The sequence below is a fragment of the Pseudonocardia sp. Ae505_Ps2 genome (assembly GCF_001932425.1).
In the GTDB taxonomy this organism is placed as follows: Bacteria; Actinomycetota; Actinomycetes; order Mycobacteriales; family Pseudonocardiaceae; genus Pseudonocardia.
Genome location: NZ_MCIP01000001.1, coordinates 4,167,776 through 4,173,585, shown reverse-complemented (window position 1 = coordinate 4,173,585; position 5,810 = coordinate 4,167,776). Strand labels below are relative to the sequence as shown.

The window sequence follows — 5,810 nt, the reverse complement described above, 5'->3', positions numbered from 1 at the left end:
TCGCGCCGCGGCCGGTCCCGGTTGTCGCCGCGGAAGCCGCCGTCACGCCGGCCGGTGTCACGTCCGCCCCGATCGGTGTCGCGTCCGCCCCGGTCGGACCAGGAGCGTCCCTCGGTACGACGGTCGCCCGGACGCCCTCGGTCGTCCCGCACACGGTCGCCGCTGCTGCGGCCGGCCCGGTCGTCGCGACGCGGGCGGTCGTCGCCGTCACGGCGCCGTCCCCGCTGGTCATCGCCGCGCGACCATCCCGACCCGCTGCGCGAGCCGCGCCCCTCGCCTGCCCGGCCGTTGCCGGGACGTTCCCCGTCCGTCACGTGGTCAGGGTACAAACGAACACCGTCACTTCCGCGGTCAGCGACCGCACTGGGCGAACCGCTCCGCGCAGCGAGGCGGACACGGTTGCAGACATACGAAAAAAGGGGAGCCCACAGCGGTTTCTACACCGTTGCGGACTCCCCTTTCAGAGGTTGAATGTCGGCGGCGACCTACTCTCCCACACCCTGGCGAGTGCAGTACCATCGGCGCTGGAAGGCTTAGCTACCGGGTTCGGAATGGGACCGGGCGTTCCCCTACCGCAATGACCACCGACAACACTATTCAACAAACCCCCACACAAACATGGGGGGACCTACGAACACACAACCCGCACAGGGTTGTGGGCTCAGGGTCACACAGTGGATGCGAACAACTCGTTGTGGCAAGCCCTCGGCCTATTAGTACCGGTCAACTCCACCCCTCACAGGGCTTCCATCTCCGGCCTATCAACCCAGTCATCTCCTGGGAGCCTTACCCACTCAAAGGTGGTGGGAGACCTCATCTTGGAACAGGCTTCCCGCTTAGATGCCTTCAGCGGTTATCCCTCCCGAACATAGCCAACCAGCCGTGCCCCTGGCGGGACAACTGGCACACCAGAGGTTCGTCCGTCCCGGTCCTCTCGTACTAGGGACAGCCTTCCTCAAGTCTCCAACGCGCGCGGCGGATAGGGACCGAACTGTCTCACGACGTTCTAAACCCAGCTCGCGTACCGCTTTAATGGGCGAACAGCCCAACCCTTGGGACCTACTCCAGCCCCAGGATGCGACGAGCCGACATCGAGGTGCCAAACCATGCCGTCGATATGGACTCTTGGGCAAGATCAGCCTGTTATCCCCGGGGTACCTTTTATCCGTTGAGCGACACCCCTTCCACAAGGTGGTGCCGGATCACTAGTCCCGACTTTCGTCCCTGCTCGACCCGTCAGTCTCACAGTCAAGCTCCCTTGTGCACTTACACTCAACACCTGATTGCCAACCAGGCTGAGGGAACCTTTGGGCGCCTCCGTTACTCTTTGGGAGGCAACCGCCCCAGTTAAACTACCCACCAGGCACTGTCCCTGAACCAGATCATGGCCCGAGGTTAAGACACCCAATTCGACCAGAGTGGTATTTCAACAACGACTCCACCACCACTGGCGTGATAGCTTCACAGTCTCCCACCTATCCTACACAAGCCGAACCGAGCACCAATACCAAGCTATAGTAAAGGTCCCGGGGTCTTTCCGTCCTGCCGCGCGTAACGAGCATCTTTACTCGTAGTGCAATTTCGCCGAGTCTGTGGTCGAGACAGCGCCCAAGTCGTTACGCCATTCGTGCAGGTCGGAACTTACCCGACAAGGAATTTCGCTACCTTAGGATGGTTATAGTTACCACCGCCGTTTACTGGCGCTTAAATTCTCCGCTTCGCCCCACAAGGGGACTAACAGGTCCTCTTAACGTTCCAGCACCGGGCAGGCGTCAGTCCGTATACATCGTCTTGCGACTTCGCACGGACCTGTGTTTTTAGTAAACAGTCGCTTGGGCCTGGTCTCTGCGACCGGCCATCCCTAGCCCGCACGGGGCATCAAGACAACCGGCCCTCCTTCTCCCGAAGTTACGGAGGTATTTTGCCGAATTCCTTAACCACAGTTCGCTCGATCGCCTCGGTATTCTCTACCTGACCACCTGTGTCGGTTTGGGGTACGGGCCGCAACAGCACTCGCTAGAGGCTTTTCTCGACAGCATGGGATCACCCTCTTCGCCTCAATCGGCTACGCATCACCTCTCACCCTTCACGACCCCCCGGATTTACCTAGGAGATCAGGCTACAGGCTTACACCACGACAACCACCGCGTGGCGGAGCTACCCTCCTGCGTCACCCCATCACTTGCCTACTACCAGATCGGATCCCACGCTCCCCCACAAACAACACTCCCGAAGGAGCGAAGGTGGGTTCGGATGGTTAGCATCACCAGCCTCGGCATGGACGCACTATCACGAGCACGGGAATATCAACCCGTTGTCCATCGACTACGCCTGACGGCCTCGCCTTAGGTCCCGGCTCACCCTGGGCGGAACAACCTGGCCCAGGAACCCTTGGTCATCCGGCGGCAGAGATTCTCACTCTGCATTCGCTACTCATGCCTGCATTCTCACTCCCACACCCTCCACCCGTAAATCACTCCCGGGCTTCACCAGACGCAGGACGCTCCCCTACCCAACAACACCACAAAGATGTCATTGCCACGGCTTCGGCGGTGCGCTTGAGCCCCGCTACATTGTCGGCGCAGGACCACTTGACCAGTGAGCTATTACGCACTCTTTCAAGGGTGGCTGCTTCTAAGCCAACCTCCTGGTTGTCCGGGCGATCCCACATCCTTTCCCACTTAGCGCACGCTTAGGGGCCTTAGCCGGTGATCTGGGCTGTTTCCCTCTCGACCACGAAGCTTATCCCCCGCAGTCTCACTGCCGCGCTCTCACTCACCGGCATTCGGAGTTTGGCTGACTTCGGTAAGCTTGTCGGCCCCCTAGGCCATCCAGTGCTCTACCTCCGGCGAGAAACACACGACGCTGCACCTAAATGCATTTCGGGGAGAACCAGCTATCACGAAGTTTGATTGGCCTTTCACCCCTACCCACAGCTCATCCCCCAGGTTTTCAACCCTGGTGGGTTCGGGCCTCCACGACGTCTTACCGACGCTTCACCCTGGCCATGGGTAGATCACTCCGCTTCGGGTCTACACCCCGCGACTCAACCGCCCTATTCGGACTCGCTTTCGCTACGGCTACCCCACACAGGTTAACCTCGCCACGAAGCATAACTCGCAGGCTCATTCTTCAAAAGGCACGCCATCACCCCGCAAGGCTCTGACGGCTTGTAAGCACACGGTTTCAGGTACTATTTCACTCCCCTCCCGGGGTACTTTTCACCTTTCCCTCACGGTACTTGTCCGCTATCGGTCACCAGGTAGTATTTAGGCTTGACGGGTGGTCCCGCCAGATTCACAGCGAATTTCACGGGCTCGCTGCTACTCGAGAACAATGCCCACAACAGAACCAAACATTTTCGCGTACGGGGCTATCACCCACTACGGCCGACCATCCCAGAATCGTTCCGCTAACACCGGTTCATGCTGTCCCACCCTCGGCAGAAGATGAACGACACGCCTCACAACCCCGCACCCGCAACGCCTGCCGGCTTGACACGGACACGGTTTAGCCTCATCCGCTTTCGCTCGCCACTACTCACGGAATCACTATTGTTTTCTCTTCCTGTGGGTACTGAGATGTTTCACTTCCCCACGTTCCCTCCACGCACCCTATGAATTCAGGTACGGGTAACGCCCCATGACGGGCGCTGGGTTTCCCCATTCGGACACCCTCGGATCACAGCTCGGTTGACAGCTCCCCGAGGCCTATCGCGGCCTCCCACGTCCTTCATCGGCTCCTGATGCCCAGGCATCCACCATGTGCTCTTAACAACTTGACCACAACAAGATGCTCGCATCCACTATGCAACACTCAACCCACAACCACACCCAACCAAGAACAACCACCACCCACCACAAGCAGGCGTTAGGAAGCCCCCGACCAGAGCGGCCAAAGAAAACAACCCGTTCACCAGGTGTCTCCTCAGGACCCAACAGTGTGCCAAGCCAAACCGGTCCAACGAACTGCGTTCCACCCAACGCACCCAACCCACAGACGGAGCTGATGATGCGATTCAATGAAGGAACCACAGAAACCCACAGAGCAAAACCCTGCAGAGCCATGTGATGCCCCATCACATGATGGGACTCCTTAGAAAGGAGGTGATCCAGCCGCACCTTCCGGTACGGCTACCTTGTTACGACTTCGTCCCAATCGCCAGTCCCACCTTCGACAGCTCCCTCCACAAGGGTTGGGCCGCCGGCTTCGGGTGTTACCAACTTTCGTGACGTGACGGGCGGTGTGTACAAGGCCCGGGAACGTATTCACCGCAGCGTTGCTGATCTGCGATTACTAGCGACTCCAACTTCACGGGGTCGAGTTGCAGACCCCGATCCGAACTGAGACTCACTTTAAGGGATTCGCTCCACCTCACGGTCTCGCAGCCCTCTGTATGAGCCATTGTAGCATGTGTGAAGCCCTGGACATAAGGGGCATGATGACTTGACGTCATCCCCACCTTCCTCCGAGTTGACCCCGGCAGTCTCCCATGAGTCCCCACCATAACGTGCTGGCAACATGGAACAAGGGTTGCGCTCGTTGCGGGACTTAACCCAACATCTCACGACACGAGCTGACGACAGCCATGCACCACCTGCACACCAACCACAAGGGAAGCCCTATCTCTAGGGATGTCTGGTGCATGTCAAACCCAGGTAAGGTTCTTCGCGTTGCATCGAATTAATCCACATGCTCCGCCGCTTGTGCGGGCCCCCGTCAATTCCTTTGAGTTTTAGCCTTGCGGCCGTACTCCCCAGGCGGGGCGCTTAATGCGTTAGCTGCGGCACAGAAACCGTGGAATGGTCCCCACACCTAGCGCCCAACGTTTACGGCGTGGACTACCAGGGTATCTAATCCTGTTCGCTCCCCACGCTTTCGCTCCTCAGCGTCAGTATCGGCCCAGAGACCCGCCTTCGCCACCGGTGTTCCTCCTGATATCTGCGCATTTCACCGCTACACCAGGAATTCCAGTCTCCCCTGCCGAACTCAAGTGATGCCCGTATCGACCGCACGCTCAGAGTTAAGCCCCAAGTTTTCACGGCCGACGCGACACACCGCCTACGAGCTCTTTACGCCCAATAATTCCGGACAACGCTCGCACCCTACGTGTTACCGCGGCTGCTGGCACGTAGTTGGCCGGTGCTTCTTCTCCAGGTACCGTCAATCACTCTTCGTCCCTGGCGAAAGAGGTTTACAACCCGAAGGCCGTCATCCCCCACGCGGCGTCGCTGCGTCAGGCTTCCGCCCATTGCGCAATATTCCCCACTGCTGCCTCCCGTAGGAGTCTGGGCCGTGTCTCAGTCCCAGTGTGGCCGGTCGCCCTCTCAGGCCGGCTACCCGTCACCGCCTTGGTAGGCCATCACCCCACCAACAAGCTGATAGGCCGCGGGCCCATCCCCCACCGAAAAAACTTTCCACCACCAACCATGCAGCCAGTGGTCCTATCCGGTATTAGACCCAGTTTCCCAGGCTTATCCCAGAGTGGAGGGCAGGTCACCCACGTGTTACTCACCCGTTCGCCGCTCGTGTACCCCCGAAAGGGCCTTACCGCTCGACTTGCATGTGTTAAGCACGCCGCCAGCGTTCGTCCTGAGCCAGGATCAAACTCTCCAACAAAACCCTGACAAACAAACACTGGTCACAACACCCGACGGGATCGAATGCTGCAACCAAACAAACAATCTGGCACAAAACGCCAAACCGATTCAATATAGCTCGACACACTGTTGAGTTCTCAAAAGACACCCGCGCTCGGGGACCGGGCCTGATGGCCGTCGCCCCGGGGCGTCAGAGTCGGCCCCGCGAGG

The 5,810-nt window shown here is 59.2% G+C and carries 3 rRNA genes, 1 pseudogene and 1 other annotated feature (1 of these 5 cut by a window edge); all 4 genes and pseudogenes read right to left on the bottom strand.

The features are described from left to right. Positions 1-314: pseudogene (locus tag Ae505Ps2_RS32675) on the bottom strand (hypothetical protein); the annotation flags it as partial. A 158-nt stretch (positions 315-472) separates the two neighbouring features. Beyond that, a 5S ribosomal RNA gene (rrf, locus tag Ae505Ps2_RS19885) occupies positions 473-589 on the bottom strand. A 104-nt stretch (positions 590-693) separates the two neighbouring features. Beyond that, positions 694-3,784, bottom strand: a 23S ribosomal RNA gene (locus Ae505Ps2_RS19880). Between the two features lie 315 nt (positions 3,785-4,099). Beyond that, positions 4,100-5,619, bottom strand: a 16S ribosomal RNA gene (locus tag Ae505Ps2_RS19875). Together the 16S, 23S and 5S rRNA genes form the textbook arrangement of a ribosomal RNA operon. Before the next feature lie 125 nt (positions 5,620-5,744). Next, positions 5,745-5,810: a sequence feature (16S ribosomal RNA rRNA prediction is too short), on the bottom strand (it continues 134 nt past the right edge of the window).